This is a genomic window from Klebsiella sp. 4_1_44FAA, from assembly GCF_000238715.1.
GTDB classification, from domain to species: Bacteria; Pseudomonadota; Gammaproteobacteria; order Enterobacterales; family Enterobacteriaceae; genus Klebsiella; species Klebsiella pneumoniae.
In genome coordinates, this window is record NZ_JH414798.1 from 161,093 (window position 1) to 184,633 (window position 23,541).

18 protein-coding genes and 2 pseudogenes are annotated in these 23,541 nt (G+C 57.6%); 13 read left to right on the plus strand and 7 right to left on the minus strand.

The genetic code is table 11. The features are described from left to right. The 5 genes and pseudogenes from yeiB to mglC all read left to right on the plus strand — a co-directional run. Positions 1 to 932 (plus strand): annotated as a pseudogene (gene yeiB / locus HMPREF1024_RS24630) (DUF418 domain-containing protein YeiB); the annotation flags it as partial. Between the two features lie 155 nt (positions 933 to 1,087). Further along, positions 1,088 to 2,110 (plus strand): HTH-type transcriptional regulator GalS, encoded by a 1,023-nt coding sequence (gene galS, locus HMPREF1024_RS24625; protein WP_002912919.1) that lies wholly within the window; start codon positions 1,088 to 1,090, stop codon positions 2,108 to 2,110. A gap of 296 nt (positions 2,111 to 2,406) precedes the next feature. Beyond that, complete coding sequence (gene mglB, locus HMPREF1024_RS24620) at positions 2,407 to 3,405, plus strand: galactose/glucose ABC transporter substrate-binding protein MglB (RefSeq protein WP_009307413.1); 999 nt, start codon at positions 2,407 to 2,409, stop codon at positions 3,403 to 3,405. Between the two features lie 118 nt (positions 3,406 to 3,523). Further along, positions 3,524 to 5,044: a galactose/methyl galactoside ABC transporter ATP-binding protein MglA gene (gene mglA, locus HMPREF1024_RS24615; protein WP_002912876.1), complete on the plus strand. Its 1,521-nt coding sequence runs from the start codon at positions 3,524 to 3,526 to the stop codon at positions 5,042 to 5,044. Between the two features lie 15 nt (positions 5,045 to 5,059). Next, positions 5,060 to 6,070, plus strand: a complete 1,011-nt coding sequence (mglC, locus tag HMPREF1024_RS24610) for a galactose/methyl galactoside ABC transporter permease MglC (protein WP_002912871.1) — start codon at positions 5,060 to 5,062, stop codon at positions 6,068 to 6,070. A 69-nt stretch (positions 6,071 to 6,139) separates the two neighbouring features. Here mglC and sanA read toward each other — a convergent pair whose 3' ends face one another. From sanA to HMPREF1024_RS24590, 4 genes are all read right to left on the minus strand, one after another. Next, positions 6,140 to 6,856, minus strand: coding sequence for an outer membrane permeability protein SanA (sanA, locus tag HMPREF1024_RS24605; RefSeq protein ID WP_002912870.1), 717 nt, complete (start codon positions 6,854 to 6,856; stop codon positions 6,140 to 6,142). A gap of 275 nt (positions 6,857 to 7,131) precedes the next feature. Next, entirely contained in the window at positions 7,132 to 8,016 is an 885-nt protein-coding gene (gene cdd / locus HMPREF1024_RS24600) for a cytidine deaminase (RefSeq protein ID WP_004200488.1), read from the minus strand. A gap of 127 nt (positions 8,017 to 8,143) precedes the next feature. Then, positions 8,144 to 8,839, minus strand: a complete 696-nt coding sequence (locus HMPREF1024_RS24595) for a CidB/LrgB family autolysis modulator (protein WP_002912867.1) — start codon at positions 8,837 to 8,839, stop codon at positions 8,144 to 8,146. Beyond that, positions 8,836 to 9,234, minus strand: a complete 399-nt coding sequence (locus tag HMPREF1024_RS24590) for a CidA/LrgA family protein (RefSeq protein ID WP_004175078.1) — start codon at positions 9,232 to 9,234, stop codon at positions 8,836 to 8,838. The genes HMPREF1024_RS24595 and HMPREF1024_RS24590 overlap by 4 nt, the downstream gene beginning before the upstream one ends. A 356-nt stretch (positions 9,235 to 9,590) precedes the next feature. Here HMPREF1024_RS24590 and dusC point away from each other — a divergent pair, with 356 nt between their 5' ends. The 6 genes and pseudogenes from dusC to mdtQ all read left to right on the plus strand — a co-directional run bounded on the left by dusC (position 9,591) and on the right by mdtQ (position 18,359). Then, complete coding sequence (gene dusC, locus HMPREF1024_RS24585) at positions 9,591 to 10,523, plus strand: tRNA dihydrouridine(16) synthase DusC (RefSeq protein ID WP_002912862.1); 933 nt, start codon at positions 9,591 to 9,593, stop codon at positions 10,521 to 10,523. 356 nt (positions 10,524 to 10,879) lie between these two features. Continuing rightward, the gene (locus tag HMPREF1024_RS24580; RefSeq protein ID WP_009307414.1) at positions 10,880 to 12,244 is read left to right on the plus strand and encodes a carbohydrate porin; all 1,365 of its coding nucleotides are present in this window, start codon (positions 10,880 to 10,882) and stop codon (positions 12,242 to 12,244) included. 155 nt (positions 12,245 to 12,399) lie between these two features. Continuing rightward, a complete protein-coding gene (bglG, locus tag HMPREF1024_RS24575; protein WP_002912842.1) occupies positions 12,400 to 13,233 on the plus strand; it encodes a transcriptional antiterminator BglG in 834 nt (277 codons plus the stop codon). 30 nt (positions 13,234 to 13,263) lie between these two features. After that, positions 13,264 to 15,238 (plus strand): annotated as a pseudogene (gene bglF / locus HMPREF1024_RS24570) (PTS beta-glucoside transporter subunit IIABC). A gap of 15 nt (positions 15,239 to 15,253) precedes the next feature. Beyond that, positions 15,254 to 16,648 (plus strand): glycoside hydrolase family 1 protein, encoded by a 1,395-nt coding sequence (locus HMPREF1024_RS24565; RefSeq protein WP_009307416.1) that lies wholly within the window; start codon positions 15,254 to 15,256, stop codon positions 16,646 to 16,648. Positions 16,649 to 16,919: 271 nt separating this feature from the next. Beyond that, positions 16,920 to 18,359, plus strand: a complete 1,440-nt coding sequence (gene mdtQ, locus HMPREF1024_RS24560) for a multidrug resistance outer membrane protein MdtQ (RefSeq protein ID WP_009307417.1) — start codon at positions 16,920 to 16,922, stop codon at positions 18,357 to 18,359. 33 nt (positions 18,360 to 18,392) lie between these two features. Here the strand turns inward: mdtQ and HMPREF1024_RS24555 are convergent, their stop codons facing one another. Next, a complete protein-coding gene (locus tag HMPREF1024_RS24555; RefSeq protein ID WP_009307418.1) occupies positions 18,393 to 18,962 on the minus strand; it encodes a DedA family protein in 570 nt (189 codons plus the stop codon). Positions 18,963 to 19,116: 154 nt separating this feature from the next. Between HMPREF1024_RS24555 and HMPREF1024_RS24550 the strand changes: the two genes are divergently transcribed. Both HMPREF1024_RS24550 and pbpG read left to right on the plus strand, forming a co-directional pair. Continuing rightward, entirely contained in the window at positions 19,117 to 19,704 is a 588-nt protein-coding gene (locus HMPREF1024_RS24550) for a Yip1 family protein (protein WP_002912831.1), read from the plus strand. Between the two features lie 188 nt (positions 19,705 to 19,892). Then, positions 19,893 to 20,843: a D-alanyl-D-alanine endopeptidase gene (gene pbpG / locus HMPREF1024_RS24545; RefSeq protein ID WP_004180615.1), complete on the plus strand. Its 951-nt coding sequence runs from the start codon at positions 19,893 to 19,895 to the stop codon at positions 20,841 to 20,843. A 222-nt stretch (positions 20,844 to 21,065) separates the two neighbouring features. On the opposite strand, the gene HMPREF1024_RS24540 is transcribed toward pbpG, so the two are convergent. Both HMPREF1024_RS24540 and dld read right to left on the minus strand, forming a co-directional pair. Next, on the minus strand, positions 21,066 to 21,620 hold the full coding sequence (locus HMPREF1024_RS24540) for a GNAT family N-acetyltransferase (protein WP_002912829.1): 555 nt from the start codon (positions 21,618 to 21,620) through the stop codon (positions 21,066 to 21,068). A gap of 85 nt (positions 21,621 to 21,705) precedes the next feature. Continuing rightward, positions 21,706 to 23,451 (minus strand): D-lactate dehydrogenase, encoded by a 1,746-nt coding sequence (gene dld / locus HMPREF1024_RS24535; protein ID WP_002912827.1) that lies wholly within the window; start codon positions 23,449 to 23,451, stop codon positions 21,706 to 21,708. Positions 23,452 to 23,541: the final 90 nt, after the last annotated feature.

Genomic DNA, 23,541 nt, shown 5'->3' on the forward strand with positions numbered 1-23,541 from the left:
GCTTCCGCGAGGGAAGCGCTGGATCCAGTCGCGGCTGACGCTGCTGGCGCTGCTCGGTTTCATTCACGGTCTTTTTTTTCTGGGATGGCGATATTCTGCTGGCCTATGCCCTGGTGGGGCTGGTGAGCTGGCGCATGGTGCGTGAGGCGCACCATATCAAATCGCTGTTCAACACCGGGGTGGTGCTCTACCTCACCGGCATTGCGGTGCTGGTCCTGTTGGGGATGATCTCCGGGACCGCGGCGAATCGCTCGTGGGCGCCGGACGCGGCGAACCTGCAGTATGAGCAGTACTGGAAGCTGCACGGTGGCATGGAGGCCGTCAGCAACCGGGCGGATATGCTATCTGACAATCTGCTGGCGCTGGGCGCGCAGTATGGCTGGCAGCTGGCGGGGATGATGCTGATGGGCGCGGCGCTGATGCGCAGCGGCTGGCTGAAGGGACAGTTTAGCCTGCGTCACTACCGGCGTACCGGCGCGCTGCTGGTGGCGGCCGGCATGGCGGTCAATCTGCCGGCAATATTCGCCCAGTGGTATCTGGCCTGGGACTATCGCTGGTGCGCGTTTTTACTGCAGGCGCCGCGCGAACTTAGCGCCCCGCTGCAGGCTATCGGCTATGCCGCGCTGGCCTGGGGCTACTGGCCGCAGCTCTGCCGTTTCCGCCTGGTGGGCGCTATCGCCTGCGTCGGACGCATGGCGCTGACCAACTACCTGCTGCAGACCCTGATCTGCACCACCCTGTTTTATCATCTTGGGCTGTTTATGCGCTTCGATCGTCTGCAGCTGCTGGCCTTTGTCCCCCCCATCTGGGCCGTTAACCTCCTTGTCTCATCGCTCTGGCTGCGCCGCTTCCGCCAGGGGCCGGTGGAATGGCTGTGGCGTCAGTTAACCCTGCGTGCGTCAGGCACATCATTGAAAGACACATCCAGATAACGATCTCGATCACAATCATTAACAAAACGGATGTAAACGTTTCCAGCCGTGTGACCTCACTCACGCAGCGGACCGCGGGTCGCTGCCAGAATAGCCTCCTTGCTAAGCACAGGAGGTGAATGTGACGTGCTGTAATTCTCTTAAGGTTGCTGAGTATGATCACCATTCGTGATGTCGCCCGCCAGGCGGGCGTTTCCGTGGCCACCGTGTCGCGGGTGCTGAATAACAGCGCGCTGGTGAGTCCGGATACGCGCGACGTGGTGATGAAAGCGGTGACCCAACTGGGCTACCGGCCCAACGCCAACGCCCAGGCGCTGGCCACCCAGGTCAGCGATACCATCGGCGTGGTGGTGATGGACGTCTCCGACGCCTTCTTCGGCGCGCTGGTGAAAGCAGTGGATACCGTTGCTCAGCAGCATCAGAAATATGTGCTGATCGGCAACAGCTATCACGAGGCGGAAAAAGAGCGTCACGCCATCGAGGTGCTGATCCGTCAGCGCTGCTCGGCGCTGATCGTCCATTCGAAAGCGCTGAGCGATGATGAACTGAGCGACTTTATGCAACATATCCCGGGGATGGTGCTGATCAACCGCATCGTGCCGGGGTATGCCCATCGCTGCGTCGGACTCGACAACGTCAGCGGCGCGCTGATGGCCACCCGTATGCTCCTCAATCATGGTCACCAGCGCATCGGCTATCTCTCCTCAAACCACGGTATTGAAGATGACGATATGCGCCGGGAAGGGTGGAGCAAAGCGCTGCAGGAGCAAGGCATCATCGCCCCGGACAGCTGGATCGGTTCCGGCTCCCCGGATATGCAGGGCGGTGAAGCGGCGATGGTCGAACTGCTGGGGCGCAATCTCGGCCTCACCGCGGTGTTTGCCTATAACGACAGCATGGCGGCCGGCGCGCTGACGACGCTGAAGGACAACGGCATTGTCGTGCCGCAGCATCTGTCGCTGATTGGCTTTGATGATATTCCTATTTCCCGTTACACCGATCCTCAGCTCACCACCGTGCGCTATCCGGTAATGTCGATGGCAAAGCTGGCCACCGAGCTGGCGCTGCTGGGGGCGGCCGGCAAGCTGGATCGCGAGGCAACGCACTGCTTTATGCCGACGCTGGTGCGCCGTCATTCCGTTGCCCAGCGGCAAACTGTGGGGCCGATCACTAACTGACGCGATCGCGGGATGTAACCGCTTTCAATTTGTGAGTAAATTCACAGTATATTAACATTCGCCTGATTATGATGGCAGCGTTTACCAGTCTGAACCACGAGGTGATGGATATTCCTCACTTTATTTAGTAGGAACAAGGCGTTAAGCGAGTTTTACAGTCGTATTTTTCTGGAGCGTTACCTGACACGGAAGACCGAATTTTCGTCGTGAAATGCGTTGTGCGGTAACACTAATGCAACAAATCCCGCCTGCATTTTCTCACAATAATGACCCTGCATAATAAAACCGGAGATTCCATGAATAAGAAGGTGTTTACCCTGTCTGCTGTAATGGTTGGTCTGTTATTTGGCGCCGCCGCACACGCAGCAGATACCCGTATCGGCGTGACGATTTATAAATATGACGACAACTTTATGTCGGTAGTGCGTAAGGCGATTGAAAAAGATGGCAAATCCGCGCCAGACGTCCAGCTATTGATGAATGATTCGCAGAACGACCAGTCGAAACAAAACGATCAGATTGACGTGCTGCTGGCGAAAGGCGTGAAGGCGCTGGCGATTAACCTGGTTGACCCGGCCGCCGCAGGTACGGTGATTGAAAAGGCGCGCGGGCAGAATATTCCGGTGGTGTTCTTCAACAAAGAGCCTTCCCGCAAAGCGCTGGATAGTTATGACAAGGCTTATTACGTCGGTACCGACTCGAAAGAGTCGGGGATTATTCAGGGCGATCTGATCGCCAAGCACTGGAAAGCCAACCCGAACTGGGATCTGAATAAAGACGGTCAGATCCAGTACGTCCTGCTGAAAGGCGAGCCGGGCCATCCGGATGCGGAAGCGCGTACCACTTACGTTATTAAAGAGCTGAATGATAAAGGTCTGAAGACCCAGCAGCTGCAGCTGGATACCGCGATGTGGGATACCGCCCAGGCGAAAGACAAAATGGACGCCTGGCTCTCCGGCCCGAATGCCAACAAGATTGAAGTGGTGATCGCTAACAACGACGCCATGGCGATGGGCGCGGTTGAAGCGCTGAAAGCGCACAACAAGAGCAGCATTCCGGTGTTCGGCGTTGATGCCCTGCCGGAAGCCCTGGCGCTGGTGAAATCCGGCGCGATGGCCGGTACTGTGCTGAACGATGCCAACAACCAGGCAAAAGCGACCTTCGAGCTGGCGAAAAACCTTGCCGACGGGAAAGACGCCGCGGCAGGCACCAACTGGAAAATTGACAACAAGATTGTTCGCGTCCCCTACGTGGGCGTCGATAAAGACAACCTGAGCCAGTTTACCGGCAAATAATCGTGATGTGAGTTGCGGGCGTGGGTTATCCACGCCCGATTATTCCTGATACAGAACCAGACTCCTGCTGGCGCTAGTGCGCCGGACGGGGCTTGCATGAACGCAGCCAGGTATAACTATGGTCAGCAATAATAGCGAACGGTCAGGCGAATATTTGTTGGAGATGAGCAACATCAACAAATCGTTTCCTGGCGTCAAGGCTCTTGATAATGTCAACCTGAAGGTTCGTCCGCACTCCATTCATGCGTTAATGGGTGAGAACGGCGCCGGTAAATCGACATTATTAAAATGCCTTTTTGGGATCTATCAAAAAGATTCCGGTAGCATTCTTTTTCAGGGAAAAGAGATCGATTTCCATTCGGCGAAAGAAGCCCTGGAAAACGGTATTTCGATGGTGCATCAGGAATTAAACCTGGTATTACAGCGTTCGGTCATGGATAACATGTGGCTCGGGCGCTATCCAACTAAAGGCATGTTTGTCGATCAGGACAAAATGTACCGGGATACCAAGGCCATTTTTGATGAGCTGGATATTGATATCGATCCGCGCGCCCGCGTCGGTACCTTATCGGTATCTCAGATGCAGATGATTGAGATCGCGAAGGCGTTTTCCTATGACGCCAAAATCGTCATCATGGATGAGCCGACGTCATCGCTGACGGAAAAAGAGGTCAACCATCTGTTTAAGATCATCCGTAAGCTGAAAGATCGCGGCTGCGGTATCGTCTATATCTCGCATAAAATGGAAGAAATTTTCCAATTGTGCGATGAAATAACCATCCTGCGCGACGGCCAGTGGATCGCCACCCAGCCGCTGGAAGGGCTGGATATGGATAAGATCATCGCCATGATGGTCGGGCGTTCGCTTAACCAGCGTTTTCCGGATCGCGAAAACACTCCGGGCGAAGTGATCCTCCAGGTGCGCAATCTCACCTCGCTGCGCCAGCCCTCCATTCGCGATGTCTCCTTTGACCTGCATAAGGGCGAAATTCTCGGTATCGCCGGCCTGGTGGGCGCTAAACGCACCGACATCGTGGAGACCCTGTTCGGCATCCGTGAGAAGGCCAGCGGCACCATCACGCTGCACGGCAAGAAGATCAACAACCACAGCGCCAACGAGGCGATAAACCACGGTTTTGCGCTGGTGACCGAGGAGCGGCGCTCTACCGGGATTTACGCCTATCTGGATATCGGGTTTAACTCGCTGATCTCCAATATTAAGAAATATAAAAACAGCGTCGGCTTGCTGGATAACTCGCGAATGAAGAGCGATACCCAATGGGTTATTGACTCGATGCGCGTCAAAACCCCCGGTCAGCATACGCAGATTGGCTCGCTTTCCGGTGGTAACCAGCAAAAGGTCATTATAGGCCGCTGGCTGCTGACCCAGCCGGAGATCCTGATGCTGGATGAGCCAACGCGCGGTATCGACGTCGGCGCCAAGTTTGAAATCTATCAGCTGATTGCCGAACTGGCTAAAAAAGACAAAGGGATCATTATTATTTCTTCCGAAATGCCGGAACTGCTGGGGATTACCGACCGCATTCTGGTGATGAGCAACGGCCTGGTCGCGGGCATTGTTGAGACTAAAACCACCACGCAAAACGAAATACTGCGTCTTGCGTCATTGCACCTTTAAGATCAGGGGCTTCACATGAGTGCGTTAAATAAAAAGAGTTTTCTCACTTACCTGAAAGAGGGTGGGATATATGTTGTCCTTCTGGTCCTGCTGGCCATTATTATTTTCCAGGATCCGACATTTTTAAGTCTGCTCAACCTGAGTAATATTCTGACCCAGTCCTCGGTGCGTATTATTATTGCCCTCGGCGTGGCCGGACTTATCGTCACGCAGGGGACCGACCTCTCCGCCGGCCGTCAGGTGGGTCTGGCGGCGGTGATTGCCGCCACCATGCTGCAGGCGGTGGATAATGCCAATAAGGTATTCCCGGATATGGCGACCATGCCGATCCCGCTGGTGATCCTGCTGGTGTGCGCCATCGGGGCGGTCATCGGCCTGATTAACGGGATCGTCATTGCCTACCTGAACGTGACGCCGTTTATTACCACTCTCGGCACCATGATTATCGTCTACGGCATTAACTCGCTGTACTACGACTTCGTGGGCGCGTCGCCGATCTCCGGCTTCGACAGCCACTTCTCCCATTTCGCGCAGGGGTTTGTGGCGCTGGGCTCCTTCCGCCTGTCCTACATTACCTTCTACGCGCTGATTGCCGTCTTCTTTGTCTGGATCCTGTGGAACAAGACGCGCTTTGGCAAAAACATTTTCGCTATCGGCGGTAACCCGGAAGCGGCGAAGGTCTCCGGGGTTAACGTAGCGTTAAACCTGCTGATGATCTATGCCCTCTCCGGCGTGTTCTACGCCTTCGGCGGCCTGCTGGAAGCCGGACGTATCGGTTCGGCGACCAATAACCTCGGCTTTATGTATGAACTGGACGCCATCGCCGCCTGTGTGGTGGGCGGCGTATCGTTCAGCGGCGGGGTAGGGACGGTGTTTGGCGTGGTGACCGGGGTGATTATCTTCACCGTCATCAACTACGGCCTGACCTATATCGGCGTCAACCCTTACTGGCAGTACATTATTAAGGGGGCGATTATTATCTTCGCCGTGGCGCTGGACTCCCTGAAATACGCCCGTAAGAAATAAGATTGAACGCATCAAAAACCCGCGCCTGGCGCGGGTTTTTTTTATCTGAAACGAATGCGTTGATGGAGGCTACTTTTCTTTCTGCAGCTCCAGCAGCTGCTCCGGGGTGACGGCCGGGTAGGATTGGGCGTCATCCGGCACGTCATGCTGCTGCGCCGGAATCGGGATGAGAGGGCCGAGAAAGCGCGGTTCCCGTTTGAAGATATAGAGATCCGCCAGCGCGCCAAAGCGGGCGCCGAACTCGCGCAGCCGCACGCTCCACATATCCTTCGGCGACGGCACCGCGTAGCACTGGGCCTGGATCCCCATATGCAGGGCGATAAACAGCGCCCGTTCGCAGTGGAAGCGCTGGGTGATGATAATGAAGTCGTTGGTGTCGAACACTTTCCGGGTACGGACGATCGAGTCGAGGGTACGGAAACCGGCATAGTCCAGTACGATATCCGCGGGATCGACGCCGCCTTTAATCAGGTCCCGACGCATGGTCATCGGTTCATTGTAGCTTTGCAGAGCATTATCGCCGCTCAGCAGGAGATAGTTGACCTTGCCGCTGTTGTAGGCGTTCAGCGCACCCTGGATGCGGTAACGGTAATACTGATTGATGACGCCGGTGCGGTAATATTTGGCGGTGCCCAGCACCACACCGACCTGACGGTAGGGCAGGTCCTGCAGTTCATCATAGATATAGGGCGCGGTTTTCCAGCTCATCCAGCGGTCAAGGCCCAGCACGGTCAACAGCAGCAGGCCGAGCAGGACTAACAGGCTGTAGAACGCACGCTTTAACATGAACTTGGCTCAATAATAGACAACGGAGTCTTCAGGCTACTTTACCCGCCGGGTAAGCGCAAGAAACCCGCGTTTGATTGCGGGGATTTTCAGCAATATAGACAGATCGCCGAACGCAGGCCGGGTAAGGCGTGAGCCGACACCCGGCATAGGGATCTTCAGGTCGCCATGGCGCGAACCGTAGGTCGGGTAAGCGTAGCGCCACCCGACACCTAACGGTATAAAAAGTCAGCCGGATAAGCCGAAGACGCCGTCCGGCAATCTGCTCAGGCTGATCAACCTAACAGGACGCGCTCAATATTGTGGCAGCCCAGCGCCTTCAGGGTGGCGACGGTGGCATCCCACTGGATCAGCGCCGCGTCGGCTTTCTCCGCCAGGATTGCCCGCTGGATAGCGGGATAATCATAGCCGTTGAGGCTAAGGAGATTCAGCGCCCCCTGCAGCGGCGGCAGCGTCGGGTTGAACGCTGCGTTTTCCGCATAGCTACCGCTGAAAATGGTACCGTCTTTCAGCTCCAGCGCCACGCCGGAAGGCGAGTGGCTATAGGGCGCATGGCAGCGGTTGGCGGCCTGAATAGCTGCCTGGGTCAGGGCATCGCCGCTCACCGGGTAGCCATGGTCCTGTTCATCCATCAGCAGGGTTTTGATCTCCAGGTCTTTCGGGCCAAAGGCGTCCGGCAGATAGTGCTCCAGAGCATGCGCTTCGCGACCCGGCAGATGAATGCGCAGCGCCAGCCCGCTGTTCAGTTCGTTCATAAACTGACGGCAATGACCGCACGGCGTGTAGTTCACCGTGATAGCGCGCAGGGAGGTCTCGCCGCGCAGCCAGGCGTGGCTGATGGCGCTCTGTTCCGCGTGAACGGTCTGCTGCATGGTAGCGCCGAGAAACTCCATATTGCCGCCAAAGTACCAGCGGCCGCTGACGCCGCGGGCGATAGCCCCGACGTTAAAATGAGAAAGGTCGGGGCGCGCGCAGGCAGCGGCAAGCGGCAGTAGCGCAAAAGCCAGCGCGTCTTCGTCCAGACCTGTCGCATGCTGCAGCGTCGCCACCTGATCGGCTTCGAGCAGCGCCGGGAAATGCGGGTCGGCGAGCATCGGGGCGATGGCCGCCTGCAGATCTGCTGCCAGAGTCGTCAAAGCAGCTTGAAAACGTGAGTGCATAGCGTTGCCTCATAACAGTGTAATGGGAAGCCAGTGTACGGGCGGCCAGCGGTTCCATATGTGATGAATATCTCATTCTTTATGCAACTCTGATTTGTTGCATTAAAAAATGTGATTTAAATCACGATTAACCTACCACTGCGAGGATCAGCGGAAATAAGAACGGCGCCATCAACGAGGTGATGATCCCGCACAGCACCAGCGCCAGTGAGCTAAACGCGCCTTCCTGATAGTCCAGCTCGGCGCAGCGGGCCGTGCCGAGGGCGTGCGAGGCGGTGCCCATTGACAGGCCGCGCGACGCTTTGGTGCGAATGCGCATCAGGTTAAGCAACGTATGCCCAAATACCGCGCCGAGGATGCCGACAAAAATTACGCACACGGCGCTGATGGCCGGAATGCCGCCGATGCTGCCGCTAACCGCCATAGCAATCGGCGTAGTGACTGACTTAGGCAGAATAGAGGCGGCGATTTGCGGCGTGGCGCCCATCAGCAGAGCGACGGTGGTGCCGGTGATCATCGCCACGCAGCTGCCGATAAAGCAGATGGTAATGATAGATTTCCAGCGGGCGCGGATCTGGTGCAGTTGTTCATACAGCGGGAACGCAAGGGCCACTACCGCCGGCTGCAGTAGATCGTTCAGGACTTTGCTGCCGGCAAAATAACGCTCATAGGAGATCCCGGTCAGCAGAAGAAATGGAATAATCACCACCATCGCCACCAGCAGCGGGTTGAGCAGCGGGAACTTAAAGCGGGCCGCCAGTTTGCGGGCGAGAAAAAAGACGATCAGGGTTAGCGGTAGCGACCACCAGATTTCATGCATCATTCTTCTTTTCCTTTTTGGCCAATCACTTTACGTTCGCCATGCACCAAATGGGAGCTCCAGCTCACCACTACAAACACCACCAGCGTACTGATGGCGCAGGAGATAACGACAGGCCCCAGCTGGGCGCGCAGCAGATCCCAGTACTGCATCACCCCAACGCCGATCGGCACGAACAGCAGCGCCATATAGCGGATCAGGATATTGCAGCCGGGGTTGACCCATTGCGGCGGCATAATTTGCAGCGCCAGCAGCACGAAGAGGATCAGCATGCCGATGATGCTGCCGGGGATAGTGATAGGCAGCAGCCCGGCGATAAAAATTCCGCCGTACAGGCAGGCGTAAATCAGGACGAAAGCCCGCAGGTACTGCCAGATAATAGTCAGCGATTTACTCATGGTAATAACCCTTGATGAAGTGCATTCATCATACAATTAATCCCTAAAATGTGCTACCGATCACATCATGAATTCTATGCATAGCGCTGATAGCTTACGGGAACCTAGTCTCACCCGTCAGGGCCCGACACCTTGCGGCTCAGGCGGGATCGCTCCCCACGCTACCTTGCTGGATGAGGCGCGGCAAATAAAGGCGAATGGGACGCCACAGACCTCTGTAAAGCATAGAGATTATCTCGCCGCTTTGCCGCATCGAGCGTGCGGGGAACGGCGTGCGTCTGGTCCGACGCATTGAGCGCTTTCAACCAGCGCCCGGAGGCGCTACCATAGCGCCTCTTTTTTTTTCGGGTAACGATATGCGTGTTCTACTGGCGCCGATGGAAGGCGTGCTCGATTCGCTGGTGCGCGAGCTGCTGACCGAGGTTAACGATTACGATCTCTGCATCACCGAATTTCTGCGCGTGGTGGATCAACTGCTGCCGGTAAAATCGTTCTACAGGCTATGCCCGGAACTGCATCACCAGAGCCGCACGCCGTCCGGCACCCGCGTGCGCGTCCAGCTGCTGGGACAATATCCCGAGTGGCTGGCGGAAAATGCCGCCCGCGCGGTGGCTCTGGGTTCATGGGGGGTGGATTTAAACTGCGGCTGTCCGTCGAAGCTGGTAAACGGCAGCGGCGGCGGGGCAACGCTGCTGAAAGATCCAGAGTTGATCTATCGCGGCGCGAAAGCCATGCGAGAGGCGGTTCCTGAGCATCTGCCGGTGACGGTGAAAGTTCGTCTTGGCTGGGACAGCGGTGAACGGCGCTTTGAAATCGCCGACGCGGTGCAGCAGGCGGGGGCCAGCGAACTGGTGGTTCACGGCCGTACCAAAGAAGATGGCTACAAAGCCGAACGCATCAACTGGCAGGCGATCGGCGAGATCCGCCAGCGCCTGACTATCCCGGTGGTCGCCAACGGTGAAATCTGGGACTGGCAAAGCGCCCAGGATTGTATGGCTGTCACCGGCTGCGATTCGGTGATGATTGGCCGCGGGGCGCTCAATGTGCCGAACCTCAGCCGGGTGATCAAATACAATGAACCGCGCATGCCGTGGCCGCAGGTGGTCCAGCTGTTGCAAAAATATACCCGCCTGGAAAAGCAGGGTGATACCGGTCTGTATCATGTGGCGAGAATTAAGCAGTGGTTAGGCTATTTACGCAAGGAATATACCGAGGCGCTGACCCTGTTTAATGAAATTCGCGCCCTGCAAACGTCTGCTGAAATAGCGGCGGCGATCGGCCGCTATTAACCGCCATACTGTTATTCGCTTCACATATTATTACTTGCATGCCTATTGATGATAGGCATGGGTTGAATAAAGTGATAATGTGCGGTCAATCAATTCAGGATTGCTACTGAACTCAGGCAAAACCTAAGCACTTTCGTCATTCGTGGCGCAAAGTGCTTAGGTTTTTTTTTGGTAAAAATTCAGGGTGGATAAAATGATGATATAAAACAATGAGATGTGAATAACGATTTCTCTGGCATTGTCGCGGTTTTATTACCGACGGACGCTTTTTGCCATTCATTTTTAAAAAAAGAAAACGGGTAAATAAATAGCCTGGGGATCCCCTTTGTTTTTATTCAGTCACGGTGGATATCACAATGCATAACAAAAAAATAAATCAGCTTTTGATCGGCGCTATGCTGGCGGCCATGGCGCCTGCCGTGAGCGCCGCGGACATCCCGGCGTGGAACGGCAGCGCGCTGGGGTTTGAAGCCGAGCAGCAAGGGCTGCTGGGCGATATGCTAGGCATTCGTCCGATCCTTGAAGAAAACGGCTTTCATTATAATCTCGGCTATCTTAACGAGATGGCCTACAACGCCGGCGGCGGTTATGACCATGATAAACACCTGGCCTATATTGACCAGGTGGCGCTGACCTTTACCCAGGATCTGGAGCGCTGGACCGGCATACCGGATGCGCGTCTCGAAGGCAACATCGTCAACCGCAACCACGATGATAATCTCACCACGAAACGGCTGCAGGATCCGCGGGTGAGTTTCAACGATCTATCGCAGGAGAGCTGGGGCGGCGGGTCGATTACCCGCCTTGGCTGGCTCACCTTTGCCCGCAGCTTTGACGACCGCCGCCTGACCTGGCGCATCGGCATGATGAACAAGGTGCAAACCTTCGACCAGATCATACCCTGCGATTTTCAGCTGCTGACCCAGTGCGGTGGGAAATCGGCCAACTCGCTGACCTGGAATAACTGGAACATTCACACCTGGGGCACCACCCTGGAGTACAAGCTGACGCCGACCGTCACCCTGAAAGGCGGGGTGATGGAGCAAAACCCGCAGGCTACCGCGCGCAGCCACGCGTGGAGCTGGTCGACGAAGGGTAGCAAAGGCATCTTACTGCCGATGGAGATCGAAACCCGTCCGCTGATTAATGGCCTGCCGGGAGCCTATAACCTTGGCGTTGTCTGGACTAACGCGCCGCAGAGCGACCTCTACAGCGGTAAATCCGGCGGCGCCGGGGCGACCGATCCGCAAGGTTACGCCGAGCACGACAGCACCTGGTTTATGTACGCCGGCCTGAACCAGCAGATCACCCGCCACGCCGACGACCCGCTGCGGGGAATGAGCGTCTCACTGAGCGGCAGCCTCAGCGACCAGCGCAGCAACTATATCCACTCCGCCGTCGCCGCCTCAATGCGCTACCGCGGTCTGTTTGACGCCCGCCCGGAGGACTGGATTGGCTTCGGCCTGACGTGGATCGACATGAGCAGCCACTACGCACGTAATCAGCGCTATATGAATCAGATAAGCGGCGCCACCGACTATAACGATCCGGCTTACCAGCCGGTGGCCGGTCATTCGCTGAACGGTGAGCTCTATTATCGCTTCCGCCCGGTCTCCTGGCTGGAGCTGCAGCCGGGCCTGCAGTACTGGCACCGTCCGGGCGGCGTCGCGCAGACCCAGGACGCGTGGGTAGTGGAGTGGAAAACCGTCGTGACCTTCTGATAGTCGCGATCTTAATCACGTTTTTTCACTTGTCAGGTTGAGCGCGCAGCAGAAGTTGTTACAGTGCGGGTGTTGGATTGCAACTGCTGCGGCAGGCAAAACCTGATCACCTGGCGTTTCGTCGGGGGTCAGGTTTTTTTGTTTCTGGGGTCTATATGCAAATCGCCAAAGTACTCAATAACAATGTGGTGGTGGTTCTCGACGAGCACCGGCGCGAACAGGTGGTGATGGGGCGAGGGCTGGCCTTTCAGAAACGCCCGGGCGACGTGCTGGACGACAGTAAAATTGAAAAAGTTTTCGCCTTACAAAGCGATGAGCTGGTCGGCCGCTTAGGCGAGCTGCTCAGTCAAATACCGTTAGAAGTGATGACCACCTGCGATCGCATTATCGACCTGGCACGCGGACGGCTGGGCAAGTTACAGGAAAGTTTGTACATCACGTTAACGGATCACTGTCATTTTGCTATCGAGCGGCAGAAAAAGGGCATCGCACTGCGTAACGTGCTGCTGTGGGAGATTAAGCGGCTGTATCCGAAGGAGTTCGCGCTGGGCCAGGAGGCAAGGGCCATCATTGCCAAAAGGCTCGGCGTGGAGTTGGCGGAGGACGAAGCCGGATTTATCGCCCTGCATCTGGTGACGGCGCAGCTCAACAGCGAAATGCCGGAGGTCATGCACGTGACCCGGGTGATGCAGGAGATCCTGCAGCTGGTGAAGTATCAGCTGCAGCTTAACTACGATGAAGAGTCGCTGAGCTATCAGCGTTTCGTCACCCACCTGAAGTTTTTCGCCCAGCGGATGCTGACGCGCACGGTGGTGGAAGATGACGACGTCTCGCTGCACAGCGCGGTGAAAGATAACTACGCCAAAGCGTGGAAGTGTGCGGAAACGGTGGCGACGCATCTGCAAAAGCAGTATCAGCGGTCGCTGACCACCGAAGAAATTATGTTTCTTGCCATTCATATCGAACGGGTAAGAAAAGAGGGGCGTTAATTCTCCCCAACAAAACTGGATTGTTACTGCATGATGCAGGCAAAACCTGAGCGCGACGCCCACCGGCGTGGTTCTCGGGTTTTTTTATTTTTTACTACTCAGTCGCCGGTTGTCTGCGGGCAGCGGCAGTAAGGAAAAGAGCATGGAATATAAAGCACTCGCGCAGGATATTCTCAACCGCGTCGGCGGCAAAGAGAACATTGTGAGTCTGGTTCACTGTGCGACACGTCTGCGTTTTAAACTGAAGGATAACGGCAAAGCCGATGCCGAAGGGCTGAAGGCCAATCCGGGCGTGATTATGGTGGTGGAGAGCGGCGGCCAGTTTCAGGTGGTGATTGGCAACCACGTTCACGACGTCTGGCTGGCGGTGCGCCAGGAGGCGGGGTTAAGCGATGACAACGAACCGGTTGCCGGGGAAAAAGCGGCCAAAGGATCGGTGTTAAGCCAGCTTATCGACATCATCTCCGGCATCTTTACACCGTTTATCGGCGTGATGGCGGCAACCGGTCTGCTGAAAGGCCTGCTGGCGCTGGCGGTGACCTGCGGCTGGCTTACGCCGGAGCAGGGGACTTATAAAATCTGGTTTGCCGCCAGCGACGCGCTGTTCTTTTTCTTCCCGCTGTTTCTTGGCTATACCGCCGGGAAGAAGTTTGGCGGCAACCCGTTTATCTCGATGGTGATTGGCGGGGCGTTAACCCACCCGCTGATGATTCAGGCCTTTGAGGCCAGCCAGGCGCCGGGCGCGGCGGTGGAGCACTTTCTCGGCATTCCGGTGACCTTTATCAACTACAGCTCATCAGTGATCCCGATTATTCTCGCCTCATGGGTCTCCTGCTGGCTGGAGCGCAAGAGCAATGCGCTGTTGCCGTCATCGATGAAAAACTTCTTCAGCCCGGCGATCTGCCTGGCGGTGGTGGTCCCGCTCACCTTCCTGGTGATTGGCCCGGTCGCCACCTGGCTGAGCCATCTGCTGGCCAACGGCTACCAGTTCATTTATGCGTTTGCCCCATGGCTGGCGGGCGCGGTACTGGGCGCCATGTGGCAGGTGTGCGTTATTTTCGGCCTGCACTGGGGGCTGGTGCCGTTGATGATCAACAACATGACGGTGCTTGGTCACGACTCCATGCTGCCGATTATTCTTCCGGCGGTGATTGCCCAGGTGGGCGCAGTGCTCGGTATTTTCCTCGCCACCCGCGATGCGCGCCAGCGGGTGCTGGCCGGTTCCGCCTTCTCCGCCGGGCTGTTCGGCATCACCGAGCCGGCTATCTATGGCCTGACCCTGCCGCTGCGCCGTCCGTTTATCTTCGGCTGTGTCGCCGGGGCGATTGGCGGGGCGATCACTGCCTTTAGCAACAGTTATGCCTACTCGTTTGGCCTGCCAAACATCTTTTTCCCGGCGCAAATGATCCCGCCCGGCGGGATTGACGCCAGCGTCTGGGGCGGGCTTATCGGCACCGGCGTGGCTTTCGTGCTCGCCTGCGTGCTGACCTTCTTCGCCGGCCTGCCGCGCGGTAGCGCCGCACCAGGCGCCGTGACGGTAGCCCCGGTCTCGGCAAACGATATTCTGGCGCCGATGAGCGGCAGCGTTATCGCCCTCGAGCAGGTGCCGGATAGCACCTTCGCCAGCGGCCTGCTGGGTAAAGGGGTCGCCATTATCCCGGCGGTGGGCCAAGTGATTGCCCCGTTCCCGGGCGAAGTGGCCTCCCTGTTTCAGACTAAACACGCCATCGGCCTGCAAAGCGACAGCGGCATTGAGCTGCTGATCCACGTCGGCATCGACACGGTCAAACTCGACGGCGTGCCCTTTACCGCGCATGTGAAAGAGGGCGACAGGGTACAGGCCGGCGATCTGCTGATTGAGTTTGATCGCCAGGCGATTCTGGACGCCGGCTACGACCTGGCGACCCCGATCATTATCAGCAACAGCGACGACTACCGGGAGATTGATACGGTGGCGTCCAGCACCGTCGAAGCCGGTCAGCCGCTGTTGTCAGTCAGCCATTAATCACAGGAGAAAAAGATGAAAACATTCCCGACGGATTTTTTATGGGGCGGCGCGACCGCGGCCAATCAGGTGGAAGGTGCTTATCTGGAAGATGGCAAAGGCTTATCCACCTCCGATGTGCAGCCGCACGGCGTTTTCGGCGAAGTGGTCGAGCGCGTACCCGGCGACAGCGGCATAAAAGATGTGGCGATCGATTTTTACCATCGCTATCCGGAAGATATCGCCCTGTTTGCCGAGATGGGTTTTAACTGCCTGCGAGTCTCTATCGCCTGGACCCGCATCTACCCCAACGGCGACGACGCCGAGCCGAACGAAGCCGGCCTCGCGTTCTACGACAAGCTGTTCGACGAGATGGCCAAGCACAACATCACCCCGCTGGTGACGCTGTCGCATTATGAAATGCCATGGGCGCTGGTAAAAAACTACGGCGGCTGGGGCAGCCGGGAGGTGATTGGCTTCTTTGAGCGCTACGCCCGGACGGTGTTCAGCCGCTATAAAAATAAGGTCAAACTGTGGCTGACCTTTAACGAAATCAATATGTCGCTACATGCCCCGATGACCGGCGTCGGCCTGCCGGCCGGCAGCAGCAAAGGCGAGGTGTATCAGGCGATTCACCACCAGCTGGTGGCCAGCGCGCTGGCGGTCAAAGCCTGTCATGAGCTGGTGCCTGAGGGCAAAATCGGCAATATGCTGCTCGGCGAGCTGATGTATCCCCTGAGCTGCAAACCGGAGGATGTGTTCGAGACGCTGCAGGAGAACCGCAGCTGGCAGTTCTTCGGCGACGTACAGGCGCGCGGCGCGTACCCGGGCTATATGCAGCGCTATTTCCGTGACAACGGCATCGCGCTCACCATCACCGACGCCGATCGTGAAGCGCTAAAAACCACCGTCGACTTTATCTCCTTCAGCTACTACATGACCGGCTGCGTCACCGCCGACGAGGCGCTGAACCAGCAGGCGCGCGGCAATATTCTCAGCATGGTGCCGAACCCGCACCTGGCGAGCTCGGAGTGGGGCTGGCAGATAGACCCGCTGGGCCTGCGCACGCTGCTGAACGTGCTGTGGGATCGCTACCAGAAGCCGCTGTTTATCGTGGAAAACGGTCTGGGCGCCAAAGATAAGGTGGAAGCCGACGGCAGCATTAACGATGACTACCGCATCAGTTACCTGAACGACCACCTGGTGCAGGCGCGGGAAGCCATTGACGATGGCGTTGAGCTGATGGGCTTTACCAGCTGGGGACCGATTGACCTGGTGAGCGCCTCAAAGGCGGAGCTGTCGAAGCGCTACGGCTTTATCTATGTCGACCGCCATGATGACGGTACCGGCACCCTGGCGCGCAGTAAGAAGAAGAGCTTTAGCTGGTATAAAGAGGTGATTGCCAGCCGCGGCGCCAGCCTGAAAGCCTAAAGAATGCCCGCCCGGCCATCGCCGGGCGGGGGGTTAGCCCGGTTTACGCGCGCGCAGTAAAAAGGTCATCGGACGTTCTTTCTCTTCATCCAGATCGAGTAGGGTGGTAAAGAGGTGCGGCTCGTTAAAAGATGTCTGCTCATATTCACCCCCTGAATTGATAAGGTTGTTTATTTTTAGCAAACTAATAATTTAGTCACACGCTTTACTAAACGCGTTTAATTCAATTAACTTATGATAACCAACCTGATTAAGTTATCTGACCTGTCCAATGAAATTGATATTAAATAAAAGCGTGCTGGCGGCATTGCCCCTGGCCATCGCGCTGGCTGGCTGCGCGCCATCTCATGAGGTTGCTAATCCGCCGCAGCAGCAAATTCCAGCCTCCCATGTTTCCATGGATCTCCCTGCCGCCGTGAAAAATGGCTGGCCGCAGACTGACTGGTGGAAAAATTACCATGACCCACAGCTTAATAATCTGATTCAGCGAGCGTTGGCCAACGCGCCGGATATGCAGATTGCCGAACAGCGCATCAGGCTTGCCGAAGCGCAGGCGCGAATGTCGCAGGCGAATCTTGGCCCGGAGATGGATTTCTCCGCCGATATTGAACGCCAGCGCATGTCGGCCGAAGGCCTGATGGGACCGTTTGCTACCGACACCGACGGCAATACCGGCCCGTGGTACACCAACGGTACCTTTGGCCTGACCGCCGGTTGGGATCTCGATCTGTGGGGCAAAAACCGTGCGCTGGTGAAAGCGCGTATCGGCGAGCTGAAAGCCCAGGTTGCTGAACAGGCCCAGACCCGTGAGCTGCTCTCCGGCAGCGTGGCGCGTCTGTACTGGCAGTGGCAGACGGAAGCGGCGATCAAAGCGGTGCTGCAGCAGGTGAAAAACGAGCAAAATAATATCGTGACGGTCGACAAGGCCCTGTATCAGCGCGGGATCACTAACTCCGCCGAAGGGGCGGAGAACGATATTAACGTCAGCAAAACCGACCAGCAGCTGGCGGACGTGACGGGCACGATGAAAGAGATTGAAGCGCGGCTGATGGCCCTGACCAACAGCCAGAGCCAGTCGCTAAACCTCAAACCCGCCAGCCTGCCAACGGTCAGCGCGCAGCTGCCAGATACCCTCGGCTATGAGCTGCTGGCGCGCCGCCCGGATCTGCAGGTCGCCCACTGGTATATTGAGGCGTCCCTGAGCGAAGTGGACGCGGCGAAAGCGGCGTTTTATCCGGACATCAATCTGATGGCGTTCCTGCAGCAGGATGCCCTGCACTTAAGCGATCTTTTCCGCCATTCGGCGCAGCAGATGGGCGTTACTGCCGGGTTGACGCTGCCGATCTTTGACAGCGGCCGCCTTAACGCCAACCTGGATATCGCCAGCGCGCAGAATAGCCTGTCGATCGCCCAGTACAACAAAGCGGTGGTGGATGCCGTTAACCAGGTGGCGAAAACCGCCAGCCAGGTCGAAACATTAATGGCCAAAAGCCAGCAGCAGCAGCAGGTTGAAAAAGACGCTCAGCGGGTAGTGGATCTGGCGCAGGCCCGAATGGCGGCAGGGATCTTACCTGGCTCCAGAGTCAGTATGGCGAAGCTCCCGGCGCTGCAGGAACGGATCACCGCATTGCGCCTGCACGGCCAGTGGATTGACGCTAGCATTCAGCTGACCTCGGCCCTCGGCGGCGGCTACCACCAGACGGTGAAGTAACCGCCAACCACGGTGCGCCCGCGGGTGCGCCGCTTAGTCTTTCTTCTTACTCTCGCGCCGCCTGAGCCACCAGTGGGCGGCCACCACCACCACCACCGCGAGGATCAGCCAGATCCAGTGCTTCAGATGGGCATCCAGATGGTGCAGCCACGGGCCAACCACCTCGCCGCCGAGATAGCCAATGGTGGTAAACAGCAGGGCCCACACCAGCGCTCCGACAATATTCAGCGGCAGGAAAATGCGCGGCGGCAGGCGGCTGGCGCCGATCAGCAGGGGGCCGATTACCCGGAAGCCATACATAAAGCGGGTGCCGATGACAAACAGCCACGGCCGGAGCTGGATCATACGCTGCGCTTTACGGATCCGCGCTTTCTGACTGGCGAAACGGCGCAGGATGCGTCCCCCGAAGCGGCGACCGACCAGATAGAGCAGCTGATCGCCAATCATCCCGCCGAGGGCGACGGCGATCACCACCAGGGGAAATTTCAGTAGCCCCTGATGCGCCGCGACGCCGCCCAGCAGGGTAATGGTCTCACCTTCCGCCATGCTGCCGACGATCAGCGCCGCGTAGCCATACTGGGAAATCAGGTGATTGATATCCATAAAAAGCTTTTCTCCTTACCTCATCACCTCTTAATCATACACCCTGCTGACCAAAACGCGGCGACGCAGAATTTTCTGTGCTGTACATAAAATAATCTACAGGGTGAATTATACTTGGATCAGTGCAGTACGAAGCCGTGACAAGGGGGACGCTATGAACCATGTCTGGGGGCTCTTCGCTCATCCCAACCGGGAAATGAGCGTGATTAAGAGCGAGAATGAAACCATTTCTCATCACTATACGCATCATGTGCTGCTGATGGCGGCGGTTCCGGTAATCTGCGCCTTTATCGGCACCACGCAGCTGGGCTGGAACTTCGGCGATGGCACCGTGATTAAACTGTCGATGCTGACCGGACTGGCGCTGGCGGTGCTGTTTTACGCCGTGATGCTCGCCGGGGTGGCGATCATGGGGCGGGTCATCTGGTGGATGGCGAGGCAGTATCCGCAGCAGCCTTCCCTGAAACGCTGCATGGTGTTTGCCGGCTACGTCGCCACCCCGCTGTTTCTGAGCGGGATTGTGGCGCTCTATCCGCTGGTCTGGCTGTGCGCGCTGGTCGGTACTATTGCGCTGTTCTATACCGGGTATCTGCTGTATCTCGGCATTCCGACCTTCCTGAGCATTAATCGGGAAGAGGGGTTAAGCTTTGCCAGCTCGACGCTAGCTATTGGGGTACTGGTGCTGGAAGTGCTGCTGGCCATCACCGTGGTGCTCTGGGGGTATGGCTACCGACTCTTCTGATCGGGCGACACGGGTAAATATGCATTGCCGGCAAATATGTATTTTATGTCGGCAATGCAGCATTTCTTCACGATTCTTATTAGGCACAGGGCCTTACGGCGCGGTATGATGGCGTTTGCCAGCGAAGTTGCCCACTTAACCTCGCGGCGTACGTTCCATAACGTGCAAAAATACTTTTCAGAATGCCCATGATGCCGAAATTTCGAGTCTCTTTGCTCAGCCTGACCTTGCTGCTGGCTGTGCCTTTTGCGCCCCAGGCGTTAGCAAAAACCCCGACGGCGGTGACCGCCTCGCAGCCGGAAATTGCCTCCGGCAGCGCCATGATCGTCGATCTGGCCACGAAAAAAATCATTTATGCCAGCCAGCCGGATCTGGTGCGCCCGATGGCGTCGATCACCAAAGTGATGACCGCCATGGTGGTGCTCGATGCCCATCTGCCGCTGGATGAGATGCTGACGGTGGATATCAGCCATACGCCGGAAATGAAGGGGATCTACTCCCGCGTGCGCCTCAACAGCCAGATTAGTCGCCGCGATATGCTGCTGCTGGCGCTGATGTCTTCCGAGAACCGCGCGGCCGCCAGCCTGGCGCATCACTATCCGGGCGGCTACGACGCTTTTATTCGCGCGATGAACGCCAAAGCCCAGGCGCTGGGCATGACCCATACCCGCTACGTGGAGCCCACCGGCCTGTCGGTGCATAACGTCTCCACCGCCCGCGATCTGACCAAACTGCTGATCGCCAGCGAGCAGTATCCGCTGATCGGCCAGCTGAGCACCACCAAAGAAGAGACCGCCACCTTCGCCCATCCGGCCTACAGCCTGCCGTTCCGCAACACCAACCATCTGGTGTATCGCGATAACTGGAACATTCAGCTGACCAAAACCGGCTTCACCAACGCTGCCGGCCACTGCCTGATTATGCGCACGGTGATTAACCAACGTCCGGTGGCGCTGGTGGTGATGGATGCCTTCGGCAAATATACCCACTTCGCTGACGCCAGCCGCTTGCGGACCTGGATTGAAACCGGGAAGGTAATGCCGGTACCCGCCTCGGCGCTGAGCTATAAAAAGCAGCGCGAAGCGCAGATGGCGGAGGCGATGCTGAAAGGCGGCGCGCAGACCGCGCAGAACGATTAATCTGCATGTCTCACGGATGGCGGCGCATTGCGCCTTATCCGGGCTACGTGATTTGGCGCCGGGTTCGCCCCTTTCGTAGGCCCGGCAAGCGCAGCGCCGCCGGGCAATCAGGCCGAGTGCCGGTGTTTGTGCAGGATGGCGGCTGACGCCTCTCCGGAACCGCGCTGAACGGTAGCCCGGCTAAGGCGTTTACGCCGCGAGCCGGGGATTTGGCGCCGGATATCACTCCGGTAGCGTCCAGTCGCCGTCACCCAGCGCGCGCTGCATAATCAACGTATCCCGCCAGTCGCCCATCTTGTAGCCGACGCTGCGCAGCTGACCCGCCACGGTAAAGCCGAACTTTTTATGGATCGCCAGCGAGCCGGCATTGTTATGGCCATCGCCGATGATCGCCAGCATCTGCCGCCACGGGCCTTTTTCGCACTCAGCGATTAGCCTGGACAGCAGCGCGCTGCCGATGCCGCGTCCGCCCATTCCGGATTCCACGTATATCGATTCCTCGAGGGTGTAGCGATAGGCCGGACGCGGGCGATAGAAGGTGGCATAGCAGTAGCCGACGATAGCCCCGCGCCACAGCGCTACCAGCCACGGCAGCCCGTTGTCGCGCACGGTCTGGATCCGTTTACGCATTTCGTCAACGGTGGGGGGGATCTCTTCGAAGGAGGCGCGGCCATTAAGTACGTGCCAGACATACAGCGCGGCGATGGCGTGCGCATCGTCGGGCAGCGCTTCGCGAATTTCTAAATCACTGTCGAGTAACGGGGCCTCTGCGGGCATGGCGGCGCTCCTGAATCTGCCGGAGAAACATTCTCCGGCGTGCAGCGTAATACAGAAGCGCCAGGCTGAATAGTCCTGCCGTCGATTATTGCGGATCCGCCGGAGAGGCTGGCGTCGGGGCCGCTTCACCCCAGTATTTCTGCTTGCTGGTTTTACCAATCCCCGGGTTCATGCTGTTGGTCGGATCGTTCTGGCGATAGAACTGCTGCAGGCTCTCCGGGGCCTCATACAGATGACCCACGTTATGCTCCGCCGGGTACTGGGCGCCGCGCGCTTTCAGTAACTCCAGCATTTTTTCCTTCAGCGCGTGGGCGTCGACCCCTTTCCTGACGATGTAATCCTGATGGAACACATGGCACATAAAGTGGCCATAGTAGAGCTTATGCACCAGCTGGCTGTCGATTTCGGGCGGCAGATGTTCGAACCACTCGGTATCGTTACGGCGCAGGGCGATATCCAGCGCCAGAATATCTTCGACTTCGTCGGCATGCACCGCCTGATAGCGGATCGCCGCGCCGGCGGCGGCAAAGCGATGGAGGAACGCCTTGCTGCCTTCCTCCGGCGTACAGGCGAAGAAATCCCCCTCGGCCTGCTGGAAGTACTCCGTCAACCAACGCTGCGCTTCTTCGATGCCGTCGCCAGCCATCTTCAGCAGCAGATGATGTTCATATTTATCACGCCAGGTTTTCATCCGCTCCGGTAAATGCGCCGGGAAGACGTGGCCGAGCTTCTGCATAAAGCGGTCGGTAAAGTGCGGCTTAAACAGCGAGACTTTCTCCAGCATCGCGTCGGTGCGCCCCTTCATGGTGAAGAAGAACGGCATTTTGTCGGTGCCGAGCTTGTCGATCATCAGGAAGGTGTCTTTGCCATACTTCTCGGCGATATCGTAAATATCGCGGTGCATATATTCCCCCGCCACCGGCAGATGCTGGAACTCGGCGAGGATATGGCGGCGGATCTCGGTCAATACCTGCGGCTGGTTGGTGCCAATGTAAAACACCTGCTGGCGCTTTTCCGCCGGGAAAGTATCGAGACGCACGGCGAAAACCGCCAGCTTGCCGGCGCAGCCGGAGGATTCGAACAGGCGGTCCGGGTCGGCGTTATAGCGCGCCGGGGTGTCGGCATCGACATCGCGCACGCGGGTGACATAGTCGTGATCGTGGGCGTGGCGGCCGTCGTGCAGCACATCGCTATCGCTAATCCGTTCGTCATCGAGGCGGCTGAGGATCTGCTCCGGCGTGCTGCCGAGATCGATGCCCAGATGATTGACCAGCTTCAGCTTGCCGTCGGCGTCAATCTGCGCGAACAGCGACATCTCAGTGTAGGCCGGCCCGCGCTGCACCAGCGAGCCGCCGGAGTTGTTGCAGATCCCGCCGATGACCGATGCGCCGATGCATGACGAACCGATCACCGAGTGCGGTTCGCGTCCCAGCGGTTTGAGCGCTTTTTCCAGCGAATAGAGGGTGGTGCCGGGCCAGGCCAGCACCTGCTCGCCTTTGTCCAGCAGATGCAGTTTGTCCAGGCGCAGGGTGCTGATAATCACGATCTCGCGATCGTAATCATTGCCGTTGGGGGTCGAACCTTCGGTCAGGCCGGTGTTGGCCGCCTGCATCAGAATAATTTTATCGGCGTCTACGCAGGCGTTGAGCACGCGCCAGAGTTCCAGCAGGGTGCCGGGAAAGACAACCGCCAGGGCCTCGCCCTGACCGGAGCGGAAGCCTTTGCGGTAGCGCTGGGTTTTTGCCGGGTCGGTCAGCAGATGCGAAGGGCCAACCAGGCGCGCCAGGTCAGCCAGAAACGTTTTATGGGTGTCAGTGGGTGCAGATGACATGTTCCACTCCTTGTGGTGGTGCGCGAAATATCGAGGATAAGCATAGCGCTTTGTATGACAATTTGATGCATGAATGTTTCGCAAAAATCA

Excerpts from the sequence above, each read along its gene's own strand:
- dusC (WP_002912862.1), top strand. The coding sequence starts at position 9,591 with ATGCGTGTTCTACTGGCGCCGATGGAAGGCGTGCTCGATTCGCTGGTG.
- galS (WP_002912919.1), top strand. The coding sequence starts at position 1,088 with ATGATCACCATTCGTGATGTCGCCCGCCAGGCGGGCGTTTCCGTGGCC.
- HMPREF1024_RS24555 (WP_009307418.1), bottom strand. The coding sequence starts at position 18,962 with ATGGATATCAATCACCTGATTTCCCAGTATGGCTACGCGGCGCTGATC.
- bglG (WP_002912842.1), top strand. The coding sequence starts at position 12,400 with ATGCAAATCGCCAAAGTACTCAATAACAATGTGGTGGTGGTTCTCGAC.
- mdtQ (WP_009307417.1), top strand. The coding sequence starts at position 16,920 with ATGAAATTGATATTAAATAAAAGCGTGCTGGCGGCATTGCCCCTGGCC.
- dld (WP_002912827.1), bottom strand. The coding sequence starts at position 23,451 with ATGTCATCTGCACCCACTGACACCCATAAAACGTTTCTGGCTGACCTG.
- mglC (WP_002912871.1), top strand. The coding sequence starts at position 5,060 with ATGAGTGCGTTAAATAAAAAGAGTTTTCTCACTTACCTGAAAGAGGGT.
- sanA (WP_002912870.1), bottom strand. The coding sequence starts at position 6,856 with ATGTTAAAGCGTGCGTTCTACAGCCTGTTAGTCCTGCTCGGCCTGCTG.
- mglB (WP_009307413.1), top strand. The coding sequence starts at position 2,407 with ATGAATAAGAAGGTGTTTACCCTGTCTGCTGTAATGGTTGGTCTGTTA.
- cdd (WP_004200488.1), bottom strand. The coding sequence starts at position 8,016 with ATGCACTCACGTTTTCAAGCTGCTTTGACGACTCTGGCAGCAGATCTG.
- HMPREF1024_RS24590 (WP_004175078.1), bottom strand. The coding sequence starts at position 9,234 with ATGAGTAAATCGCTGACTATTATCTGGCAGTACCTGCGGGCTTTCGTC.
- mglA (WP_002912876.1), top strand. The coding sequence starts at position 3,524 with ATGGTCAGCAATAATAGCGAACGGTCAGGCGAATATTTGTTGGAGATG.
- HMPREF1024_RS24580 (WP_009307414.1), top strand. The coding sequence starts at position 10,880 with ATGCATAACAAAAAAATAAATCAGCTTTTGATCGGCGCTATGCTGGCG.
- HMPREF1024_RS24595 (WP_002912867.1), bottom strand. The coding sequence starts at position 8,839 with ATGATGCATGAAATCTGGTGGTCGCTACCGCTAACCCTGATCGTCTTT.
- HMPREF1024_RS24550 (WP_002912831.1), top strand. The coding sequence starts at position 19,117 with ATGAACCATGTCTGGGGGCTCTTCGCTCATCCCAACCGGGAAATGAGC.
- pbpG (WP_004180615.1), top strand. The coding sequence starts at position 19,893 with ATGATGCCGAAATTTCGAGTCTCTTTGCTCAGCCTGACCTTGCTGCTG.
- HMPREF1024_RS24540 (WP_002912829.1), bottom strand. The coding sequence starts at position 21,620 with ATGCCCGCAGAGGCCCCGTTACTCGACAGTGATTTAGAAATTCGCGAA.
- HMPREF1024_RS24565 (WP_009307416.1), top strand. The coding sequence starts at position 15,254 with ATGAAAACATTCCCGACGGATTTTTTATGGGGCGGCGCGACCGCGGCC.